The following is a 21,336-nucleotide window of genomic DNA, read 5'->3' on the forward strand; positions in this document are numbered from 1 at the left end:
TTGCCGTTCCTTGATTAACCAATCTGCACTTCTTCGCGCAGGTCGTGCCAGATGTCACGCGAGATTTCGATGAAGCGCGGTTCGTAGCGGATCTCAGACGTAACGCGCGGACGCGGCAGATCGATTTCGTACACTTTCTTCAGTGTGGCCGGGCGCGCGGTCAGTACGAACACGCGGTCGGCCAGCGCAATCGCTTCTTCCAGATCGTGCGTGACGAATACCACCGAACCAACACCGCCCCACAATTGCAGAAGCTCGTCCTGCATCAACGTGCGCGTCTGCATGTCGAGTGCCGAGAATGGTTCATCCATCAACAGGATCTCCGGCTTGTTGATGAAAGTCTGCGCGAGTGCCACACGCTTCCTCATGCCGCCGGACAGTTGATGCGGATAGTGCTTGCCGAACTTGTCGAGGCCCACGCGACGCAGCCATTCGTTGGCTTCGTCATACGCGGCCGATTTCGAGCGGCCGCGATACAGCGGGCCCGCCGCCACGTTGTCGAGCACGGAGCGCCACGGGAACACGGCATCGGCCTGAAACACGAAGCCGATGCGCGGATCGATGCCGTCCACCGGCGCGCCCATCACGCGTACTTCGCCCGTGGTGGGCTTCAGCAAACCGGTAATCATGCTGAGTGTGGTGGACTTGCCGCAACCCGTGGGGCCGACTACCGCGACGAATTCGCCACGAGCCACCGACATGCTGAAGTCGCGCAACGCGATGGTCGCCTTGCCATCGGGAGAAATGAAACGGCACGATACGTTGCGCAGTTCGATCGCTGGCGTATCGCGTGACATGGGTTGATTCATCGGCTGCTGCCTCGCTGTTCTCGTGACGTTGATTTAAGAGCGTTACTTCGCCGCGGTCTTGACCGCTGCCGACACGTAGTCGTTGGTGTAGGTCTTGGCGAGATCGATATGCTTGCCCTTCACCGAAGGATTGAACGCCGAGAGCACCTTCAACACCGTATCCGGACCATCGGCAGGCATCTTGCCGTCCTTCGTGAACATCGGCAGCGATGCTTTCAGCGCGCCGACGTACAGGTCTTTATTGTTGCCGTAGTAGTCCTTCGGCATCTTCGCGGCGATTTCTTCCGCGCTATGCGTCGCGATGAAGTTCAGCGTTTTCGCGAAAGCGTGCGACAGCTTGGCAGCCTCGTCCTTGTGAGATTCGGCCCACGCGCGCTGCACGTAGAAGCTCGAAGCCGGATAGGTGCCGCCGAGCGCGGCGCGCGTGCCTTCCAGGGTGCGCATGTCGACCAGCACCTTGGCGTCGCCGGTCTTCAGCAACTGCGAGACAGTCGGCTCGGTCGTCATGCCCGCGTCGATGCGGTTCTGCTTGATGGCCGCAATAAAACTGTTGTCCGCGCCGACGGGCAGCAGCGTGTATTGTGTCGACGGCACGCCCGCACGTTGTGCGAGGTACTGCGTGAGAAAACTGGTCGACGAGCCGAGGCCCGTCACGCCGAGGGTCTTGCCCTTCGAGTCGGCCATGCTCTTGAAGGTCTCCGCCGCCTTGGTGGAAACCATCTCCACTTCACCCGGCACCTGACCGAAAATCACCAGCGCCTGGACTTCCTTGCCTTTGCTTTGCAGGTCGATGGTGTGGTCGTAAAAGCCCACTACACCTTGTACCGCGCCCGCCAGCAGTTCGTTTTCCGCGTCGACGCCGGCCGGTTGCGAGAGGATTTCGACGTCGAGCCCTTCGTCCTTGAAGTAGCCGAGTTGCTCCGTGAGCTTGGCGGGGAGGTAGATGATCTTGGTGGCGCCGCCGACCATGATCGTGAGCTTTTCGGCGTGAGCCGCGGCCGAGGCGGCGGCGAGGGTGAATGCAACACCTGACACGGCGGCAATCTGGCGCAAGGTACGCATGAAGCAGTCTCCTTAGGTTTAGTCGCCGCAGGGTGATGCATGCGGCGCTTTCTGGGTGAATGACGGCGATTATAGAAATTTGAAACCTTCTGGTAGCTTTCGGGGTTGGGGGCAAATCATGGGTGTTAACCCGCAACTTAGCCGCAACCCCGCCCAAAACTCGACAGCGTATGCCGCAAACCACAGGGGAAGCGCGCAAAGCCCTTGTTTTACGGCACAATCGACGGCCTGACTTTTGCCGTTCCCGCCATGAAGCTGCTGCTCATCGAAGACAACCCCACACTGGCGCACTGGCTCGCGAAGATGCTGGAGCAGGAGTCGTTCGCGCTCGACGCCGTGCAGGACGGCGACGCGGCTGACCAGTTGCTGCGCACGAACCACTACGACGTGATCCTGCTCGACCTGAATCTGCCCAAGCTGTCGGGCAAGAACGTGCTGCGCCGTCTGCGCCAGCGCGGCGACGCGACGCCGGTGCTGATTCTCACGGCGAGCGGCTCGATCGACGAAAAGGTCGAACTGCTTGGGGCCGGCGCGGACGATTATCTGGTCAAGCCGTTCGAAGTGCGTGAACTGATTGCGCGGATCAAGGTGGCGATTCGCCGGCAGTCACCCTCGAAGGCGAGTGAAGTGGTGTGCGGCGATCTGGCGTTCGACATCGATACGCGGCAGTTCACGCTGAAGGGCGCACCGCTGAACGTCACACCGCGCGAGCGCTCGGTGCTCGAAGCGCTGATCCTGCGACTGGGAAAGACCGTCACCAAGCCGGCGCTGGTCGACGCGATCTTCACGCTCGCGGATGAGCCCAGTGAGGACGCTGTCGAAATTTACATCTCGCGTCTGCGCAAGAAACTCGACGGCAGCTCGGCGGCGATCGTCACGTTGCGCGGCCTCGGCTATCTGCTGCGCAAGAAAGAAGATGACCAATAGCCTGCGCATGCGCCTGTTGTGGTGGCTGCTGGTGCCACTCGCGTTGTATGTATTCGTGACCGGCAAGGCCGAATACGATAACGCGCGGCGCACAGCGGATCTGGTGCAAGACAATCAACTGATCTCGTCGGCGCGGATGATCGCCGGCGAAGTGGAATGGGTGGACGGCTTCCTGCGCGCGGACGTGCCGCCCGCTGCGCTCGAAGTATTCGTGTCGCCTTACCGCGACCAGGTGTTCTATAGCGTGAGCGTCGACGACCGCCGGCTCCTCGCGGGCACGCCTGAGTTTCCCACACGTCCTACGCAGACCGCGGATACGCCCGATCACTACGACACGCATTTGCAGGGCCACGCCGTGCGCGCGGTCGGCCTTGTGCGTCTCATGTACGACAACGGCGCGACTCATCGCGTGCTCGTGACGGTCGGTAAAACCGTGCGCTCGCGCGATGCCATGGCCGAGCAGTTATGGCAGCCGCAACTTGTGCGGCAGATCGAGATGATCGTGCTGGCGGTCGCACTGGTGTGCATCGGCCTGACTTTCGAATTGCGGCCGCTAATGAAAGTGAAAGAGGATGTGGCCGACCGCGATCCAATGCAACTCGCACCGATTCGTGTCGAGAGGCTGCATACCGAGTTGCGGCCAATCGTCGAAGCTATCAATCAGTGCATTGCGCGGCTGGGCGTTCAGGTGGCCGCGCAGCGCCGCTTTATCGCCGACGCTGCGCATCAGTTGCGCACGCCGCTTACTTTGCTCGGCACGCAGTTGCAGTTCGCGCGTCAACAGGGGGGCTTGAACCCCGCTCTCGATGAAGCATTGGCCGCCATGCATCGCAGTAATCGTTCGATGGTTGGGCTCACGAACAAGCTACTGTTGCTCGCGCAAGCGGAGGCGGCAGACAACACGCAACTGGCGGTGGAAACGGTGGACCTGGTCCCACTTGCCATGGAAGTTGTGGAAGATTTCGCCCTGCTCGCGCAGGCGCGGGGCATCGATCTGGGCGCCGAACTGAACGGGACCGCGCCGGTAGCCGGGCACCGCGGGCTGCTTCAGGCGTTGATAGCGAACCTCGCTGAGAATGCGATTCGCTATACCGGAAGTGGCGGTCACGTGACCGTGGGCGTGGATGCCAAAGCCGATACCGTCACCGTACGCGTATTGGATGATGGCCCTGGCATTCCGGCCGAGTCGCGCAGCCGCGTTTTCGAGCCGTTTTTCCGTGCGTCCGCGGATACGGAGGGCACTGGACTCGGCCTTGCCATTGTGCGTGAAATCGCAGATGCCCATCACGGCGCAATCACGCTGAAGCCGGGCGAGGGCGGCAAAGGCGTGCATATCAGCGTTTCGTTTCCACGCGCGGCGGCAGAGCAGCCTCAGGCGGTTTAAAGCCTCGGTAAAGCGGCGTCGCGTGTACGGTTGCAGAGGATCTAATGACTGACGGTGATGCGGATCAGTGCGTCCTGCAAACACGACCGTCAACGCAGTAGCTCGCCTCCGATTTGCTACGGCATGCGAAGCAAATCAAATAGCCGATCAGCAACTCGAAAGCTCTGCGCAACATACTGGAAGCAGCTCATTCACCTGGTCGAGCACGCCCGTCTTCTTCCAGGTCATATATCGAAGATAACAAGTCTGCTGCGGCGGAAAAGTGGCCGGAAGCCTGTGCCATTTCTCTTTTCTTTGCTGCAACCAGAGTATCGCGTTGAGAATTTCCCGATCGCTGCGGCGAGGCCGACCGCGGGTAGATCGAAGGTCGGGAAAGAGACTCTCGACGCGCGCCCAGTCGTCGTCGGAAAGAGGGATTTGTAGCATGGCTGCCCCGGAACACTGTGTGAGGAATGCGCAGTCGTTTTCCGCTGCATCTGTGGCGATACTAGTAAATCTTTTCTTATCGGTCAAATCGTCTTGTTGCGATGCGTCGCGGTAGATTGTTCCGGGTTTTCTCGCTTGAAGTGCTTGACTTCTTTGATGGGCTGGACTTGGCGAGCTTGGTCAGTATCCGCATTTGTTCCGCGCACTAGCGATGATGTGCGGTGCAACGTAACGTAAAGCGGAACGCTACGTAACGTATGGCGTCGCGCAAACGTTTGGCGAGGCAAATCACGCTTCGCCAAGGTTGCTCCTTGCGCTGTGCAATGCGATGCCCGGCGGGGGTTTCCGGCAATCCGGCGAGCTCTAAGCGGTAGTGGTCGCGCCTATTGGCACGACATGTGCATATGTCGGCGGGACAAAAAACAAATTCGCCATGCACACGCTCGACTATGCAAAACCTGAATTGCTTGCGCTCCCGCTCACGAAGCGTGCGGCGCATGCCGCGCGTATCGCGCCAAACGACCTGGATGATGCCGGTGATGTTCCCGTGGGACTGAGCGAATTCGAAAGCCGTGTCCTGGAGGGGTTGAGCGCGGATGAATTTCACCTTGTGTTTCAAGGTGCATATCGTGCGGCGAGCGGAATTCTGGCGCGTCTGGAAGCGCAGGTTCGTTGGACGCATCCTGATTATGGCGTGCTGCTTCCGGGCAGTTTCATGATGCCGATCGAGCATCCGCAGGTCGCGTTGGAAATGGCGTTGTTTATTGTGGACGGTGTATGCCGCGAACTGCGCGGTTGTCTTGACGCGAATCTGCCCTTGCAGCCGGTCGCGATCGCGATGCCGGTTCATGTGGCGCTGCATGAGTCGCTCGCGGGCGAAATTGCGCGAGTGTCCGATTCCTATGGGGTGTCTCCTGCGTTGTTTGAAATTGAGGTTTCAGATAGCGCTGAAGCGGCGAAACTCCTTTCGTTGCGCACGTTGACTGGGAGTCTGCGGGATGCGGGTGTCAGCATCACGCTCGGCAAATGGGGCAACGGCGGGTCATCGATGGCGCTACTCGGTGCGCTGGATGTGGACACCGTGACGGTCGCGCGTGAATTGATGGCGACCGTGCCGCACGATAAGCGGGCGGGGGCGGTGATGACCGCGCTGATGGATCTGCTGCATGCGCTCGATGTGCGAGTGGTGGTGAGCGGTGTCGATACTAAAGAGCAATTTCAGTGGCTGAAGCGGTGGCCTGAGGTGTTGGTGCAGGGGTTTCTGTTCGAGCGTCCGCGGGCTGGGTTGGCGAGTGTGTTGGGGCTACGGCGGGAGGCGTGACACGCGCGCCGGACGTTACGTAACATCGCGCGGTGCATTGCAATCTAATCGACATCGGCAGACGTTTCACGTTGTCAATTTATCTTCTCGGATCAAGCGTGGACGCGCTGCTCAGGGAATAGACGCTGACGATCACACGAATAAAAAAGAAATTGGCACGCTTGGTGCTTTATTGGTTTCGCGCTGCACATACCGCGCGTGAAGTAGAAACATAAGTTGCTACGAATTCTGTTTAAAACGATCGCCTGATCGGGGGTTATCAGGCGGCCTTCTCAGCGCAGAGCGATGCGGTCTTCCGCCGAAGATCGCGGAGTATTTGCGTTCAGTCGCCGTGTCCGCATCAAGCTGGGACGCGGGTGTTTTTTCGAAAAATCCCCCAATTTTTATTTGCGTTCAACCGGTCGGCCCGTCGCGCGACCCGTTGAGCGAATCCACGTTATCCGCGCCGGGGTGCTGTTGTCGTGAATAGCGTGTGATGGAAGCAGGTCATGAGAACTGTTGAGCCAACGCAGGTTCAGCGGCTCGAAATAAACGTTTGGCGTGAGAGACCAGCGCGGGGTAAAGAATGGATACGGCGAATTTCAGGCCGCAGATAAAGACGATATCGGGGTTGCAAAGCCCTATCGCGCGTTTGCTCGACGTGATGCTTGTCGTGCTGGGCGCGTTGGCTGCGGCGCAAGTGCGTTTCGGAGATTTTGCGCCAGACCGGATAGATAGTGGGTTCATTACGTTTGCAGCAGCTTCAACGCTAGTTCTCTTTCCAGTGCTCGGCGTCTATGGCTCATGGCGCGGACGTGCCATGTGGCGGTTGATAGGACAGGTGTCGTTGGCGTGGCTCATCGTTCAGGGTTGTGGACTCGTGTTGATGTTCTCGCTGCATCGTACGGACTACGTATCACGACTTTGGTTCGCTTATTGGACTGCGCTGAGTGGCGGCGCGTTGATTGTCTCGCGCGTTGCCATGCATATCGTGCTGGACCGAATTCGCAATGCGGGTCTCAATCTGCGCAGAGTCGCTGTAGTCGGATGCGGCGCCCACTGCCAGCAGGTGGTGCGCAATATCGAAGGTTCGCCGTCTAGCGGCTTCCGAGCCGTGGTGGCATTCGATCTGCGGCCGGCTGTGGGAGTCGTCGGATCCGGCGTGCCGGTTTTTGACGAGATCGACAAATTTGCTGCGCACGTCAGGTCACACGGTGTACAGGAGCTGTGGCTCGCACTGCCATTATCGGAGGAGCAAGCCATCTCGCGTTTCGTGAGCGAGTTTCGCGACGATCTTGTAAACGTACGCTTTGTGCCGGACATGCGCAGCGTCGCGCTATTCGATAGCGACGTGATCGATTTGATCGGTATGCCAGCGATCAATCTGGTGGCGTCACCTGTGCCTGCACGCGCTCTGTTGAAGAAAGAGATATTCGACCGCATATTCGCCGCGCTTGCGCTCATTGCACTCGCGCCGCTGCTGATTGCCATTGCTACCGCGGTGAAATTGTCGTCGCGTGGCCCGGTGTTCTTCACACAGAAGCGTAAGGGCGCGGATGGCCGTATCTTCAGGATCTACAAGTTTCGCTCAATGCGCTCCCATGTGGTTGAGTCAGGTGTCGTCAAGCAGGCCACGAAGGGTGATCCGCGGATCACGCGAGTCGGGGCGTTTCTCAGGCGCACGAGTCTCGATGAGCTTCCGCAATTCTTCAATGTGCTCTGCGGCGACATGTCGGTCGTCGGACCGCGGCCGCATGCAATCGAACACGATGAGCTCTATCAGAAAGTCGTCAACGGATATATCCACCGTTACCGCATCAAGCCGGGCATCACTGGATGGGCACAGATCAACGGATTCCGCGGGGAAACGGATCAGATCGAGAAGATGCAAGGGCGAGTCGAACACGATTTGTATTACCTGCGTAACTGGTCATTCGGCCTCGATATGAGAATTGTCGTCGCGACGATTGCGAAGGGCTTCGTCCATAGCAATGCGTATTGACGGACCTATAACAGCAAAACATGGCCACGACATTGCGCGGACAAATACTACTATTGGCTCGGACAGCAGTGACCTTGGCAGTTTCCCTGACATTCTCGGCTTCGGCGTTCGCCGTGGAACCCGCGCTAAGCGCGTTGGGTCAGGCGGGTGGACTCGTGATTCCGTATGCGTTTGCATTGCCGGAAGGTACGGTGGAAGTGCAGTACAACAACTATATCGATCCGCGCTACGGGAAAGAGGCGACAGACTCGCAGATGTATTGGGGCGCCGTCGGGTTGTTGCCGTATGTCGAGCTTTCCGGCGGGCTTGCGAATTATCCGGGCGATGTTCACGCGCCTTTTACGAATGCGGACCACTTTTTGTTTCGTCACTTGATGGGTGACGTAAAAGTCGAAGTGCCGAAGTTCTTCAAATATCAGCCGAGCATAGCGTTCGGTGTGACGGACGTTGGCGGGCAAACGCATTTCTTCCGCTCGAAATACGGCGTGGTGTCACAGGCGTTTGGACCGATGACGTTGACTGCCGGTTATGGACAAGGGGATCGGCTCGACGGATTTTTTGGCGGTGCGCAGATATTGCTCTGGAATACCGGCTTGTCGCTGTTGGCGGAAGACGATTCGAGAACGCCTTATGCGGGCGTTCGTTACCAGTCGCCACGAATTAGCTGGCTTGCCGATGCAAACGTGATCGGCACATTGATGCGCTCGATCCGTTCGACAAACGGAGTTTCGCCGCGCACGTCTTTTTCCGTGGGTATTGAAATTCCGCTGGGTAAGCGCTTTAGCGCGCAACGTTGTGCCGATGGATTGTGCGAAGCGCCGAAAGCGTTGCCGGTGCAAGCGGAAGAGGATGACGAGCAAGTGTCGACCAGGCTCGCAAGTCTAAGGCCGATCGACGTGCGGGACTCGGCAAGCAGCATAAATGCTCTTGCCGGTGCGCCGATCGCGTATGTGCCGCCACTGCACTCGTATGCGTCGGTAATGTTGAGTGAAATCGCGCCCGCCAGATCGTTGGGTTCGCCGGCTCCTGTCATGCCGGATGCGCTCGAAACATTCGCACTCGATGAAATTGCCGCGCAACTTTTCGCAGCCGGTCTGGAACGTGTACGTGTCGGCATGAGTGGGCGTGACCTGGTCGTCGAATATGAAAACCATCGTTACAACCAGAACGAGACCGACGCGCTTGGCATCGTCCTTGGTGTGGCAAGCGTGAATGCGCCGCAAGGTACAGAGAAGATTCGCGTGGTCATCAAGAAGGCGAATGAGCCTTTGGGCGAGGTTGTGGTCGATCGGGCGGCATTCGCCCAGTTCGTTGCAGGCGCTGCGCCGTCGGCTGCCAGCGCCTCGCTGACGATGAGCACGCGGCCGACATATGACCCGGACTCCATTGCGTGGCATGGCAATGAGCACACGCATGGGCTGACCCGTATTCAGATCGAACCGATAGTGAGCTATCTGTATGGTACTGAGTACGGCGTTTTTGATGCATCTCTCGGTGCCAACATCGAGGGATTTGTCCCACTCTGGCGCGGCGCGGAGTTATACGCGAGCTATATCGCGCCGCTCTACAACACGAAGAATATGGATGAGGGTCGTGTCTTTAGCGACTACCGCTTGCGTGGAGGGCTGAATGCGGTTGCGTTGGCGCAGAGCTTCTGGATTGTGCCGGGGGTTTTCAACGTGGCGTCGGTGGGCAAGTTCGACTACTCGTATGTCGGCGTGCAAAACGAAACGACTATGTTCGTGCCCGGTCGGCCTGACCTGATCCGTTTGCGCCTCGCCTATTTGCATCATGAACCCGGCCACGACACCTTGCCGAGTGAGAAGAACGCGCAACTGACGTACCGCTGGGTGCAGCCGTCCTGGAAGCTGTGGATCGAGGCAGGCGTCGCACGCTTTGTCGGTGGGGACAAGGGTCCGGTCGCGACGTTCACGCGCTGGTTCGACGACGTGTCCGTCAGCGTGCACGGCGAGCATAGCGGGCAAGGTACCTTTGTGGGCGCTGCGGTCAGTTTTCCGCTCACGCTTCGGCAGGGCATGAAGCCGGGGATCAGTCAGGTGGATGGGACGGGGCAGTTCGATCTGGATTTCCGTACGCGGGTTGGATCGACGAATTATCTGTCGGCGAACGGGGCAGAGAGCATGAGTTTCCCGTATAGCACGCAGCAGTTTTTGTTGAATCAAGGGCGCTTTAGCGGAGAGTACTTCTCCACGCAGCTTTACCGGATGAGAGATGCGTATTTGCGGTACGGGCGGCGCGATGACGACGCGAATAGAACGCAACCTCAGCCGGACGCAAGGGAGCTTTCAAGGCGCATCGAACTTTGTCGCGAAGCCTACGGGAACGGGTTGAAAGGCGTTAGCGATGCACCGGTAGTTGTGCCAGTCAATTGTGAATGATCTTCTTTGGAGATAGCGATGAAGCTTCTTAACGGCGCCACGCTGCGCACGCTGCAGTTCGGATCGATGGTTCTTGCGGCTAGTGCGCTGGTGGCTTGCGGTGGTGGTCATGATAGCGGCAGTTCGCCCGGCGCTACGGTCAACGGCACGGCAGCCATTGGCGCTGCGCTGGCGAACGCAAGTGTCGTGCTGACGTGCAAGAACGGCAATGGCAGCGCGACGGCGAATGCGAGCGGTGCTTATTCGGCGAAGTTTAGTTTCGACGGTCCTTGTGCAATTACCGCGTCGAGCGGCGCGATCGCGATTCATTCGTTTGCGGCCGGTGCGGGTACGTTCAACGTGACGCCGCTGACGGAGTTGCTTTTGAGTTATCTGGCTGGGCAGTTGGGGACGACGGTGAGTGGGTTGCTGTCCGGCATCTCTTCCAACGCTTCGTTTCAGAGTGCACTGACGAATAGCGCGGTGATTGCGAATGCCCAGGCGGCTGTGGTGCAACTGATCCAGAAAACGTATGGGATCACGCTGTCGTCATCGTCGTTTTTGACGGTTTCGTTTACGCCTGGCTCACCTGGTGCGGATGCGGATCTTGAGACGTTGATGGCCGCGGGCGCGATCACGAGCTATGGGCAACCGGCTCCCGCGCTGGCTGCTGCGGCGGTGGCGGCTGGGGCGGCGGCGCCGATTTCGGGCGGTAATACCGGGGCGACGGGGGGAACTGGCGGAACGGGAGGGGCGGGGACCAATAGCAAATAGGCCACATAACCTTGGACGGGCAAACTGACTCTCGATGATGGCAGCGCGCAGTTCCAGGTTTCCGCGGATTTTTAGGAAACCTCTGGTGCTTGACACGCATCGATTCGCGATGAGAAAGCGAGGCGCGGTCTCTGGATCAAGCAGCGGGTAGCTAGGCTGACGCGAGAGCAGTGCGCTGCAGGTGGTGGAGACGCTTTAAAGGGCTAGCACGCTAGAGACGTTGATACGCGAATAGCGAAATGACAAGAACGAGAGGATCGGCTGGGGGCCGGGAAAATGAGAATACTGCATGCCGCAGAGACCATAAAAGGCGGGGTAGCGACTGTTATGCGTCAACTTATGCTGGCGCACGTCAACGAACAGGATGTACGTGGAATCTCATGCCTTGTTCCGGCGCACCATCGAGATGAACTCCCGTCGCTTGGCGCGGATACTATCCATTGCTTTGAGCGTTCCGGTCGAAACTTCATTTCGCTGTGGCGCTTCCTGACAGCTTTTGTCACTGTAGTTTTAAGGGAACGCCCTGATGTGGTTCACCTTCACAGTTCGTTCGCTGGTGTAGTCGGGCGCCTATGCTTGCTTCCCCTAGCTGTGGTCGTGCGCCCAAAGGTTGTTTATTGCCCCCACGCGTTTCCGTTCCTGATAAAAACTTCGAAGTCCTGGCTGCTGATGTACAGAACTGTGGAAAACCTCCTCGCGTTTTTTACGGATGTGATCATTTGCGTCAGCCAGCATGAGCGGCAGTTGGCGCTTCGTGCAGGGTTGAAAGCGAAAAAGTTGATCCTGGTGCACAACGGGATACAGCTTCCGAAGCAACTGCAAGAGCTTCGTTCATGCGAGAAGGAATCTCCGCTTCAGTTGCTGTTCGTCGGTCGCTTCGACCGGCAAAAGGGCTTCGACGTACTTCTTGCAGCAATGAATTTGCTGGAGGAGTACCCGGTGGAGTTGGTTGCCGTAGGTGAGCCGGTAAATGGTGCGGTCGCTCCCGTTCCTCAGAAGAACGTCAGATATTTGGGTTGGCTTGATTCCGAAAGTCTGGGACCTGTCTTTGCGGCAGCACATGTTCTGGTTGTGCCGAGCCGATGGGAAGGTTTTGCGATGGTGCCACTCGAGGGGATGAGTTACGGACTACCCATTATTGCCAGCGATTGTTCGTCTCTGCCAGAGGTTGTCGTCAACGGTGTAACGGGATGTCTTTTCCCGGTCGAGGACAGCAAAGCTCTCGCCGAATGTATTCTGAGCAGAACAAAAGAGGATTGGATAACAATGGGCGCGAACGGGTCGACCAAATTCTTCAATGAGTTCACCGCCTCCAGAATGACCAATTCGACGTTGAATATCTATCGCAGTCTACTCGGTCGGCAAGTGGCTGTTTACGGTCTGTCCAAACTTTCATAGACACACTTGGAATCAGAAGGCGGACAAGCGAATGGTCAGGATCAAAGACTCGCTAGTTTCGATGAGCGGCGTTGTTACGGCGCAGGTCCTGTTGTTTCTCAGCATTGTGTTGCTGGGCCGGGAGCGCGGTCCAGAGATTCTGGGGCAATTCAACGGCTCTGTCGCGCTAGGTACTTTGGTGGGAACACTGCTGGCGTTGCGTTACGAATTAGCCTGTCTGTCTGACAGATCGGAAGTTTCTTTCGAGGCGCTGATTCACGTACTCGCTTTGGGTGCGGCCATCGCTACGGCGGTTGCCGCGGTCTTGCTGGCGTACGGGCGGCATCATTTGCTTCTGGTCGAACTGTATGCGGTCGCCACATTCATGTTCAATCTGGCTGCGGCATATCTGAACAGCCTGAAACGCTATGGATTGATTGCGTTAGCAAGAATAGCGGTGAATGTCGGGTTGCTCGTGTGTGTGGCCAGTCCATTTCGGGGCTGGCTCAAGGCGGAGCCGTTTTTTGCCTATACGATCGTCACTACCGTTATAGGGCTATTGGCATTGACCGCGACACTATGCAATGGGTGGTCTAAGGGTTACCGGGTCACATTCGATCCGAAATTCTATTCTGTGAATCGCCGATTTGCTGCATATATCCTTCCCGCGACTGTCTTGGGGTCGGTTATGACCTACGCATTAGCGATCGCCGTCCCTTCGTGGTACGGGGCGAAGGAAGCAGGTTATTTCGCAGTGGCTTATCGGCTAGGTTTTTCCCCGGTTTCACTTGTCGGTCAAAGCATCGGCGGAGTGTTTCGAAGGGATGCGCTCGGCGCAGTCCGTACAAACACGGGTGGAGGCGAGCTAGTCCAGGTCTACCGAACCTATGCGCGGGGCTTGATCGCGGTCAGCCTGATTTACGCGTTCCTTGCATTCGTTCTCTTCGAACCGGTCGTTGCGCTGTTCCTTGGAGCGAAGTGGGAAGGCGCCACGCCGTTCTTTTATTTCCTGATCCCGCTGTTTTCTGTGCAGATTTTGTACGTTCCACTTTCGCAGGTTTTTCTGGCGGTGCGAAAGCAGAAGCTGGATTTCTTATTCCAATTGTGGTCAGGCAGCGTCTTGATTGCCACGCTATACGCGACGCATGTTTTGAACTTATCTGCCGTCGTCAGCGTGGCGATATTTTCGATCGTAGGGGCGATCGTCACGGTATGGGGTGTGACGGTAACCGCTCGGGCTGCAAGCTCGAGGACTTCGGGATACCGGGCCGTGTTGGATTGTCTGATTTGACGGAGTAATGATGATCGTCGTAGTTATCGATTCGATGGAAAGATGTTACTTCTTCTTGCGGTTGGTAGAGAACCTGAGAAGTGGTCACCAGTTCTATTTTCTTACAACAGAGCCTCTTGCCCACACCCTCGCGGTGCTGTCCAACATTCGGTCGGTATTCGTGCGTCGCAAGGCTCTGAAGTCGGAGAACTCTGCGCAGCGCGCAGAAGATGGCTATTGGAAAAATGCTATCGAGGTTCTCAATGGGCACATCTCGCTACCTCAAGCGAGAAGGGATGCCGCCGCAATCGAAGCCGCGATGGCGAAAATCAGCGAGTCTAATAGCGTAGAGCGGTGTCTGATCTGGAATGGTCAGCAACTACTCGGGCGAGCCGTTACCGAGGCATGCAATCGGCACGGTGTGGAAACGATCTTTCTGGAAATTTCGAACCTGCCGTCCAAACTGTTTGTGGATCGAGAAGGGGTGAATGCTCTCTCGTCAATTGCCTCTTTGCCGCATCGGTTGGACGCTCTTCCGTTGCCGTCGATGGATGCCCACGAGGCCTGGTTTCGACGGTATGAGCAATCAAAAAGAGCGCCGCTACCTCAGTCGCGGTTCCGTCTGAGCCGGAAACTGATTTCGGCGATTAATCTGCTTATGAAAATCGTTGGGCGGGGCGCTGTGCTCAACACATCCAATGTTCTAAAGTTAAGCAACGCCGTCCCAAAAATTCCTGGATCGAAATGTTACTCCGGTGACGAGTTGGCAAAGCGCGTCTACGTATTTCTTCCCCTACAGGTGTCGGCGGATACGCAGCTAAAACTTCATTCCGACGTGACCAATATAGAAGCGATTCGTCAGGCCGTGGGTTATGCCGAGAAGATCGGCGCTGAGCTGTTTGTGAAGGTTCATCCGGCCGAGACTGATCGAGGCGAATTGCGGCAAATTTGCGATTTAAGCTCGAAGCTGAATTTCGATATTGTCTCTTCCGCCACTCTGGATCTTGTAAGGAATGCGCATTTGGTTGTGACTATTAATTCAACCGTGGGTCTGGAGGCGTTGATGTACAACAAGAAGGTTATTACGTTGGGGCGATCCTTTTATCGGGATTTCGACAGCGACCGGCTAAAAAAGTACATTCATCATTTCCTGGTAGATGGTATCGATTATTTCGGGAGTGGCGCAGTCTCTGCCGACGCGGCGAAGGCACTGTTAAATCGATAATTTGATGTTTTGGATATTTTGAGATTTGAATTGCTGAACTAAAATTAGATTAGAGAAAATAATATGAATGTCAAGATCGGCCAGCATATTGTCGTTGGGGAAAATCAGCCGTTTGTCTTGTTCGGCGGCTTGAACGTTTTGGAGAGTGTGGACCTGACTTTGCGTGCCTGTTCCGAGTTCGTGCGAGTGACTAGCAAACTCGGCATTCCATTTGTGTTTAAAGCGTCTTTTGACAAGGCAAACCGCTCATCCATGCGGTCTTACCGAGGCGTTGGGTTAGATGCCGGATTGGATATTTTCCGAAAAATCAAGCAGGAATTCGATATCCCAATCATCACCGACGTTCACGAAGTATTCCAGGCGCCGCTGGTCGGCGAAGTGGTAGATGTGTTGCAGGTTCCGGCGTTCCTTGCGCGACAAACGGATCTGATCACGGCTATCGCGGAAGTCGGCAAACCGATTAACGTAAAGAAGCCGCAATTCGTTAGCCCGACGCAGATGAAAAATGTCGTTCGAAAATGCCGTGAGGCGGGTAACGACCAAATAATCCTCTGCGAGCGCGGAACCTCATTTGGATATGACAACCTCGTTGTCGACATGCTCGGATTCGGGCTGATGCGTGAGGCGACGGGAGGTTGTCCGTTAATATTTGACGTGACTCATAGTCTCCAATGCAGAGACGCGTTCAGCGAGGCGTCGAGCGGACGACGCCGGCAAGTCCTACATCTCGCGAGAGCCGGGATGGCTGTAGGTCTGAGTGGGCTTTTTCTGGAGGCGCATCCCAATCCGGAAGAAGCACTTTGTGACGGAGCGAGTGCATTGCCATTGGCTGCTCTGGAGGCGTTCTTGGTTCAAGTCAAAGCAGTTGACGATCTTGTGAAGTCGTTGCCTCGACTGGAGATCGAATAGCGGTGACACGGGGCTCGATCTTTCGCTGATGGACAGGCTGCGCATTGGCGTCTTGCAGGAAACAATAATTGACTATTTATTTCCGGCAATTTTTGTGCGGGGTCTTTGTCGGGATTGAGATTTGTCGGTATTGAAAGTAATTCTATATTTAGAAGGTCGTTCAAGATGATCCATGCTTCAGCTGCTAGCAAGACTATATTTATAGTTCATCCGGGTAAGGCGAATTATCCCGAGATAGCCGCATATGCTTCATATTTTGGCGGCCTCGGATTCCACGTTATGTCGGGTAGTAAGTGGGATTATGCGAAAATTCCAAAGGATGTGCGAAAGCGCACTGTGGTCTGGTGCATTATGGGATTCTACCCCACGAAATTCGATGCACGGCTCGTGATTCACGATTACCGGTCTCTGTCGGTAGGCCGATGTGCCAGTTTAAAGGATCGGGTGAAGCGACATCTCCAACCCACGCCAGCTTTGCGCATCTTTCAGACGGCAGAGATGGAAAAGATGATGGGTTTCAGTGGTAACGGAAAAAGCGTAATTCTTCCAATGGGAGTTCCTGAGTGGATTTTCAGCATGAACGAAGATGCGATCGCAGACGATGTACCTTCAGCGACGTTCTGTTACATAGGCGAGATTTCGCGTGAAAGAGGATTTGATTCCTTTCTCGATGGGTTTTGTCGTTTTCGGAGATCTGATGAAACACTGATTCTTGTGGGCGACGCCGAAAGGTGTATCGTTGAGCGCTTCGAAGGCGCGCCGGGGGTGACGTTTACTGGTCGTTTGCCTCAACGCAATGCGTTGGCAGTTGTTCGGAAAAGCCGCTTCGCTGTATCGACCATTCCGAGTGTTCGGCCATACAACGTTCAGGCTCCGACAAAATTGCTGGAATATGCTGCGCTAGGCAAACCAATTGTGTGCAATGACTCGCGTTCAAACCTCGATGTGATAAACAAATTCGGCATTAATTGTTTGATCACTGGGCCGACGATTTTTGACAGATTGGATCGTGAAAGATTGATTTCCAGTCTGCCGAACGATCCCGGTAAACTGCACATGCTGCGCTGGAATGAAATCATTCGACGAGCAGATATTGAAAGCATGTTTTAAGAAAGAAAAATGCGGTGATATTGACCGAATGACATGGAACGGTTTCGCGCGGCGGGCAGAATGCGTTCGCGCATAGACGCTTGTTAACCTGTGTTGACCGATTGGCTGACGCAGACCGCAAGACCATACTTAAGCGGCTCGTGTATGCGGCCAGCCTGCGGAGGCCGAGCGACATTGTCTCCTCAACCACGTTCCGCAACCGGCCCTGTTACGCAACGCGTAACGTTACGTGTTCCGTCAAAGCGCAGGACACATAGCCGGAGCGGTCCATTCTATCGGCATTTCCTGACGATTTTCCATTTGCACGGTTAGTGCTTAATCTCAGCCGTCTGTTAGATGGTGAAGATAAAAAGCTATAGGCCATACGGGGAAATTAATGTCAGTTAAGACCAGTTGTTTATCGGGCGTCGGTGCGTCTCGCCGCTCTATCGCGGCGCGCGCGACCTCATGCCTGATCGCTGTGGCGTTTCTCGCAGGATGCGCGGCCGCGCCAGGAATGAGAATGGAACGGCCGCCTAGCATTGCGAATTCGGCCACCGCTTCCAATTCAACGGAAGCGCAGCTTTCCGTTCCGATTATCGATATCGATTTATCGCTGATCAAGAAGATCCGCGAGTCCAACCGAAGCGTGGATCTCGACTCGAGCCGTCTGGAGAGCGCTGTGGGTTCATACAAAATCGGCGCTGGCGACGTGCTTCAAATAACAGTTTGGGACCATCCCGAACTAGCTGCTGCGTTGGGCGGTCAGCCCCAGGCAGTCGCGCGGCCCTCTGATGCGCCGCCGGGTTTCGTCGTGGATGACGCAGGCTACTTGGTATTCCCGTACGCGGGCCGAATACACGTGGCTGGCTTGCGACCCGAGCAGGTACAAGCCATTCTGTCGGAGTCGTTCACCAAGGCATTTCGTGATCCGCAAGTAACCGTTCGCGTCGCATCCTTCCGCTCCCAGCGTGTTTATGTCGAAGGGGAAGTGCATGCGCCAGGTACTCAAGTCATCAACGATATACAGATGAACCTGGTCGATGCCATCAGTCGGGCGGGTGGGTTTTCGTCGACTGCAGATCAGAGTCACGTTGAATTGAAGCGCAAATCGATCACTACAGTGATCGACATGTCCAGTGCGAGAAGCGGAAAACTGGATCCATCGCAGATCGTACTGAAAGACGGTGACGTGTTGCGAATTCCGTCAAGAGACGAATTCGGTGTTTTCGTGATGGGCGAGGTGAATAAGCCTGTAACAGCTATTCCGCGCACTACCGGATCATTGAGTTTGAGTGAAGCTCTGGCGCAGGCCGGAAGTCTGAATTCCAATTCGGCGGATGCTGCGCAATTGTATGTTGTCCGCGGATCGCTCGACGGAGCGCCGGAAGTCTTCCACCTGGACGCTCGATCTCCGGTGGCGATGGTGCTTGCGAACGAGTTTCCTTTGAAACCTAAAGACATTGTCTACGTCGACGGTAACGGGCTGGTTCGTTTCAATCGCGTGTTGACTCTGTTGTTGCCGGCTATCAATGCTGGTCTTACTGCGGCGATCGTAACAAAGTGACCCAAAGAATACTTTTCCTTTGCGAGGGCAATATTTGCCGGAGCCCAATGGCTGAGGCGATGCTGAAGGCAGTATTACCAGACCGGACGGTGAGTTCGGCGGGACTGAATGCGCTCGTGGGCATGCCGCCAGCAGATTACGCCTGCGAAGTCATGTCGACAAGAGGCATTTCTATACAGGCACATCGGGCTCAACAGATCACTCACAAGATGTTTGTCGATGCGGACCTGGTTTTGGTGATGGATGGTCACCAACGACGATACGTCGAGGCAAATTTCCCTTCTTTTAAGGGGCGGGTTTACCGGCTGGGAGAGTTTGGTAGGTTTGATGTTGCCGATCCGTATCGACAGTCGAGAGATGTTTTTGAGCAGTGCGCTAACAGCATTCAAGTCGGCGTATCTGAATGGGTCAAAAGAATCTTGTCGATCGGGTGAAATTGAAAACAAGCTAGTCAAATAGGCCAACGGATTTTGAGAACTATTATGAACCAACTGACCGAGCCGCAGCAGATTGTACATGGCGACGAAGAAAGTGCGGATTTTCTGCAAGTTATCGACACAGTAGTCGAGAACAAATGGACGATCGCGGTAGTCACAATAATATTTGTGATAATCGGAATCGGCTACGCACTTTTCGCGGCGCCAGTGTACGAGACCAGCATTTTGGTTCAGGTTGAAGACAATCCTGATACGTCTGCAGCAAAAAGTTTGATTGGCGACGTGTCGTCACTGTTTGATGTGAAGTCATCGGCAGCTGCAGAAACACAGATTTTGGCATCGCAGCTTGTCGTTTCGCGCACTGTGGATTCGCTCCATTTGTTCATCCAGGCCAGACCACTTCGATTTCCAATTATTGGTGACTGGGTATCTCGAAGGAATGATGGGTTGTCGCATCCGGGTATCTTCGGATACGGCGGTTTCGCGTGGGCCCAAGAAAGCATCGACGTGCCAGTCTTCAATGTTCCTCTGCGGATGGAAGACAGTACTTTCAAACTTACCATCCTGTCCATGGATCGTTTCCGACTCGAACAATCTGACCTCGACGCGCCCATTGAAGGACGGCTAGGCGTCCTGCAGCGCTTTAGCACCGCAAAGGGTGTTGTTGAATTGAAAGTTGCGGGTGCGCAGGCGCAGTCGGGTACGACATTTGTTTTGGTGCGCAAATCTCGCCTTGAGACCATCGCTGACCTGCAAGATGCACTGGACGTGCAGGAGAAAATCAAGCAATCGGATGTTGTGGTTGCAAGCTTGCGCGGCAACGACCCTCTATTGGTAAGTGCAATTTTGAATGAGATCGGGCGGCAGTACATTAGACAAAATGTTGACCGAAAATCGGAGGAGGCTGCCCAGTCTCTTGCATTTCTGAGTACGCAGTTGCCAGAACTAAAAAGGCAGCTAACCGAATCCGAGCAGAAACTAACAAAACTGAGAGATCAACGGGGAACTGTTGACCTCAACGAAGAGGCCAAACTTGCGCTGCTTCAATCCGCCGATGCTAGAACTCGCCTCCTGGAATTGCAGGAAAAACGCCATGAGCTCGTCACGCGATTTGCCGATACGCACCCCAGCGTGCTCGCGATTGATCGGCAGATCGCAGCGCTTGGCAGCTACCGAACGAGTGCGGAAGCTCAAATCAAGCGCTTGCCTGAGTTGCAACAGGAAACGGTGCAGATCATGACGGATTTGAAGGTCAACACGGATCTATACACAGGCCTTCTCAACAACGTGCAACAGCTTCAATTGGTTCGCGCGGGGAAAGTTGGCAATGTTCGCCTTGTCGACACAGCACTCATTCCAGAAATTCCAGTCAGACCAAAGAAGCCGTTGGTGGTAATTGCGTCGCTTTTGCTCGGACTAATAGTAGGAATCGGAATCTCTATTGGGCGGGCAATTTTGTTCCACGGCATATCGGACTCCAACGAAATTGAACGTCGTCTGGGTATGACAGTGTCAGCAATTGTTCCCCTTTGTGAGCAACAAAAAGTGATAAGCCGTGATATCTCGAGCAGTAATGCTGCGTCTCTTCTCCTGTCGACCCGATTTCCCAATGATCCGGCGGTGGAGAGCATCCGTAGCCTTCGGACGGCCATGCAGTTCGCTCTTTTAGAGGCAAGAAACAATGTAGTTGTCGTGGGCGGTCCGGCACCGGGCATTGGGAAGAGCTTCATTTCATCTAATCTTGCGGCGGTCCTATCCATGGGCGGAAAACGGGTGCTTTTGATTGATGCTGACATGCGCAGGGGACATCTTCATGAGACGTTTGGAGTGTCTCGAGGTGCGGGACTGTCCGATGTCATTGTCCATTCAGCATCACTTGCTGATGTGGTCCACTCCAACGTATTGGACAAGTTGGATTTTGTTTCGACAGGCGCAATTCCTCAGAATCCGTCGGAGCTACTTCTTCGACCTGCCTTGAAGGAGATTCTTGCTGAATGTTCGCGGAACTACGACATTGTATTGATCGATTCGCCACCAATCTTGGCCGTGTCCGACACTGCGACAATCGCTGCGTTCGCGGGATCAACGTTTATTGTTGCACGGTCGGGAGTCACGCGGCTGGGTGAGATTTCCGAGGCGGCCAAGCGCTTGTCGCAAAATGGAATAAACACAAATGGTGTGATTTTTAACGGCGTGAATCCGAAACACGGTCGCTATGGGTACGGTTCTCGTTACGGTAGTTATCGGTACGCGGCGTACGATTATGGTAACGATCGCTAGCCTTGGTGAGCAGCAAAATGATGTGCAGATCGGGTCTAGTTGCCTCCGCGAATGTGAATTTCAGGAATTAAAGATGCGGCACCGACGTGTGTCATCAGCTATATTTTCGTTAAGCACCTT

The 21,336-nt window shown here is 55.6% G+C and carries 17 protein-coding genes; 14 read left to right on the forward strand and 3 right to left on the reverse strand.

Features of this window, described 5'->3' with window-relative positions:
- Positions 1-14 precede the first annotated feature (14 nt).
- Together AC57B1_RS31010 and AC57B1_RS31015 are read right to left on the reverse strand one after the other, a co-directional pair.
- Entirely contained in the window at positions 15-809 is a 795-nt protein-coding gene (locus tag AC57B1_RS31010; protein ID WP_408341911.1) for an ABC transporter ATP-binding protein, read from the reverse strand.
- A 42-nt stretch (positions 810-851) separates the two neighbouring features.
- Entirely contained in the window at positions 852-1,871 is a 1,020-nt protein-coding gene (locus tag AC57B1_RS31015) for an ABC transporter substrate-binding protein (RefSeq protein WP_091806267.1), read from the reverse strand.
- Between the two features lie 249 nt (positions 1,872-2,120).
- Between AC57B1_RS31015 and AC57B1_RS31020 the strand changes: the two genes are divergently transcribed.
- Positions 2,121-2,798 carry a response regulator gene (locus AC57B1_RS31020; RefSeq protein WP_408341913.1) on the forward strand — a complete coding sequence of 226 codons (678 nt, stop codon included), beginning with the start codon at positions 2,121-2,123 and terminating at the stop codon, positions 2,796-2,798.
- Positions 2,788-4,182 carry a sensor histidine kinase gene (locus tag AC57B1_RS31025; RefSeq protein WP_496419605.1) on the forward strand — a complete coding sequence of 465 codons (1,395 nt, stop codon included), beginning with the start codon at positions 2,788-2,790 and terminating at the stop codon, positions 4,180-4,182. Before AC57B1_RS31020 ends, AC57B1_RS31025 begins: the two co-directional genes overlap by 11 nt.
- Positions 4,183-4,329: 147 nt before the next feature.
- On the opposite strand, the gene AC57B1_RS31030 is transcribed toward AC57B1_RS31025, so the two are convergent.
- Positions 4,330-4,608: a transposase gene (locus AC57B1_RS31030; protein WP_496419606.1), complete on the reverse strand. Its 279-nt coding sequence runs from the start codon at positions 4,606-4,608 to the stop codon at positions 4,330-4,332.
- A 433-nt stretch (positions 4,609-5,041) separates the two neighbouring features.
- On the opposite strand from AC57B1_RS31030, the gene AC57B1_RS31035 reads away from it, so the two are divergent.
- The 12 genes from AC57B1_RS31035 to AC57B1_RS31090 all read left to right on the forward strand — a co-directional run bounded on the left by AC57B1_RS31035 (position 5,042) and on the right by AC57B1_RS31090 (position 21,216).
- A complete protein-coding gene (locus tag AC57B1_RS31035) occupies positions 5,042-5,929 on the forward strand; it encodes an EAL domain-containing protein (protein WP_496419607.1) in 888 nt (295 codons plus the stop codon).
- A gap of 601 nt (positions 5,930-6,530) precedes the next feature.
- Positions 6,531-7,910: an undecaprenyl-phosphate glucose phosphotransferase gene (locus tag AC57B1_RS31040; RefSeq protein WP_496419783.1), complete on the forward strand. Its 1,380-nt coding sequence runs from the start codon at positions 6,531-6,533 to the stop codon at positions 7,908-7,910.
- A gap of 20 nt (positions 7,911-7,930) precedes the next feature.
- Entirely contained in the window at positions 7,931-10,309 is a 2,379-nt protein-coding gene (locus tag AC57B1_RS31045; protein ID WP_496419608.1) for a YjbH domain-containing protein, read from the forward strand.
- 18 nt (positions 10,310-10,327) lie between these two features.
- Positions 10,328-11,062, forward strand: coding sequence for a carboxypeptidase regulatory-like domain-containing protein (locus AC57B1_RS31050; protein ID WP_496419609.1), 735 nt, complete (start codon positions 10,328-10,330; stop codon positions 11,060-11,062).
- Between the two features lie 276 nt (positions 11,063-11,338).
- Positions 11,339-12,460 carry a glycosyltransferase gene (locus tag AC57B1_RS31055; RefSeq protein ID WP_496419610.1) on the forward strand — a complete coding sequence of 374 codons (1,122 nt, stop codon included), beginning with the start codon at positions 11,339-11,341 and terminating at the stop codon, positions 12,458-12,460.
- A gap of 31 nt (positions 12,461-12,491) precedes the next feature.
- Positions 12,492-13,730 carry a lipopolysaccharide biosynthesis protein gene (locus AC57B1_RS31060; protein ID WP_496419611.1) on the forward strand — a complete coding sequence of 413 codons (1,239 nt, stop codon included), beginning with the start codon at positions 12,492-12,494 and terminating at the stop codon, positions 13,728-13,730.
- 7 nt (positions 13,731-13,737) lie between these two features.
- Positions 13,738-14,934 carry a capsular polysaccharide export protein, LipB/KpsS family gene (locus AC57B1_RS31065; RefSeq protein WP_496419612.1) on the forward strand — a complete coding sequence of 399 codons (1,197 nt, stop codon included), beginning with the start codon at positions 13,738-13,740 and terminating at the stop codon, positions 14,932-14,934.
- A gap of 63 nt (positions 14,935-14,997) precedes the next feature.
- Positions 14,998-15,843 (forward strand): 3-deoxy-8-phosphooctulonate synthase, encoded by an 846-nt coding sequence (gene kdsA / locus AC57B1_RS31070; RefSeq protein WP_496419613.1) that lies wholly within the window; start codon positions 14,998-15,000, stop codon positions 15,841-15,843.
- A 165-nt stretch (positions 15,844-16,008) separates the two neighbouring features.
- Positions 16,009-16,953, forward strand: a complete 945-nt coding sequence (locus AC57B1_RS31075) for a glycosyltransferase (RefSeq protein ID WP_496419614.1) — start codon at positions 16,009-16,011, stop codon at positions 16,951-16,953.
- A gap of 376 nt (positions 16,954-17,329) precedes the next feature.
- Positions 17,330-18,499: a polysaccharide biosynthesis/export family protein gene (locus AC57B1_RS31080; RefSeq protein ID WP_496419615.1), complete on the forward strand. Its 1,170-nt coding sequence runs from the start codon at positions 17,330-17,332 to the stop codon at positions 18,497-18,499.
- Positions 18,496-18,933, forward strand: coding sequence for a low molecular weight protein-tyrosine-phosphatase (locus AC57B1_RS31085; protein WP_408187727.1), 438 nt, complete (start codon positions 18,496-18,498; stop codon positions 18,931-18,933). The genes AC57B1_RS31080 and AC57B1_RS31085 overlap by 4 nt, the downstream gene beginning before the upstream one ends.
- A gap of 48 nt (positions 18,934-18,981) precedes the next feature.
- Positions 18,982-21,216 carry a polysaccharide biosynthesis tyrosine autokinase gene (locus tag AC57B1_RS31090; protein WP_496419616.1) on the forward strand — a complete coding sequence of 745 codons (2,235 nt, stop codon included), beginning with the start codon at positions 18,982-18,984 and terminating at the stop codon, positions 21,214-21,216.
- Positions 21,217-21,336: the final 120 nt, after the last annotated feature.

The organism is Paraburkholderia sp. BGA-UO-ETr-F21 (assembly GCF_059567925.1).

What these genes read in the sequence shown, in the direction of transcription:
- AC57B1_RS31050 (WP_496419609.1), top strand. Translation starts at nt 10,328, where the DNA reads ATGAAGCTTCTTAACGGCGCCACGCTGCGCACGCTGCAGTTCGGATCG.
- AC57B1_RS31065 (WP_496419612.1), top strand. Translation starts at nt 13,738, where the DNA reads ATGATGATCGTCGTAGTTATCGATTCGATGGAAAGATGTTACTTCTTC.
- AC57B1_RS31025 (WP_496419605.1), top strand. Translation starts at nt 2,788, where the DNA reads ATGACCAATAGCCTGCGCATGCGCCTGTTGTGGTGGCTGCTGGTGCCA.
- AC57B1_RS31090 (WP_496419616.1), top strand. Translation starts at nt 18,982, where the DNA reads ATGAACCAACTGACCGAGCCGCAGCAGATTGTACATGGCGACGAAGAA.
- AC57B1_RS31015 (WP_091806267.1), bottom strand. Translation starts at nt 1,871, where the DNA reads ATGCGTACCTTGCGCCAGATTGCCGCCGTGTCAGGTGTTGCATTCACC.
- AC57B1_RS31060 (WP_496419611.1), top strand. Translation starts at nt 12,492, where the DNA reads ATGGTCAGGATCAAAGACTCGCTAGTTTCGATGAGCGGCGTTGTTACG.
- AC57B1_RS31045 (WP_496419608.1), top strand. Translation starts at nt 7,931, where the DNA reads ATGGCCACGACATTGCGCGGACAAATACTACTATTGGCTCGGACAGCA.
- AC57B1_RS31010 (WP_408341911.1), bottom strand. Translation starts at nt 809, where the DNA reads ATGAATCAACCCATGTCACGCGATACGCCAGCGATCGAACTGCGCAAC.
- AC57B1_RS31055 (WP_496419610.1), top strand. Translation starts at nt 11,339, where the DNA reads ATGAGAATACTGCATGCCGCAGAGACCATAAAAGGCGGGGTAGCGACT.
- AC57B1_RS31080 (WP_496419615.1), top strand. Translation starts at nt 17,330, where the DNA reads ATGTCAGTTAAGACCAGTTGTTTATCGGGCGTCGGTGCGTCTCGCCGC.
- AC57B1_RS31075 (WP_496419614.1), top strand. Translation starts at nt 16,009, where the DNA reads ATGATCCATGCTTCAGCTGCTAGCAAGACTATATTTATAGTTCATCCG.
- AC57B1_RS31035 (WP_496419607.1), top strand. Translation starts at nt 5,042, where the DNA reads ATGCACACGCTCGACTATGCAAAACCTGAATTGCTTGCGCTCCCGCTC.
- AC57B1_RS31020 (WP_408341913.1), top strand. Translation starts at nt 2,121, where the DNA reads ATGAAGCTGCTGCTCATCGAAGACAACCCCACACTGGCGCACTGGCTC.
- kdsA (WP_496419613.1), top strand. Translation starts at nt 14,998, where the DNA reads ATGAATGTCAAGATCGGCCAGCATATTGTCGTTGGGGAAAATCAGCCG.
- AC57B1_RS31030 (WP_496419606.1), bottom strand. Translation starts at nt 4,608, where the DNA reads ATGCTACAAATCCCTCTTTCCGACGACGACTGGGCGCGCGTCGAGAGT.